The organism is Pseudomonas sp. FSL R10-1350 (assembly GCF_009600525.1).
Classification (GTDB): Bacteria; Pseudomonadota; Gammaproteobacteria; order Pseudomonadales; family Pseudomonadaceae; genus Aquipseudomonas; species Aquipseudomonas helleri.
The window spans coordinates 1-253 of sequence record NZ_WIVR01000244.1; the positions used below are offsets into that span (position 1 = coordinate 1).

General features: G+C 41.5%; 1 rRNA gene. It reads left to right on the forward strand.

The window, feature by feature from the left end:
• Positions 1 to 51: ribosomal RNA gene (locus GHO25_RS27020) — 16S ribosomal RNA — on the forward strand; the annotation flags it as partial.
• Positions 52 to 253: the final 202 nt, after the last annotated feature.

Here is a 253-nt window from a genome sequence, read left to right on the forward strand (position 1 = left end):
AAGTCGTAACAAGGTAGCCGTAGGGGAACCTGCGGCTGGATCACCTCCTTAATCGACGACATCAGCTGCTCCATAAGCTCCCACACGAATTGCTTGATTCATTGAAGAAGACGATAACTGCAGAGTTACTCTGTGGTTTTTCTGTCGTAAAGCTTAGAAATGAGCATTCCATCAAGCGATGGTGAATGTTGATTTCTGATCTTTTGATTAGATCGTTCTTTAAAAATTTGGGTATGTGATAGAAAGATAGACT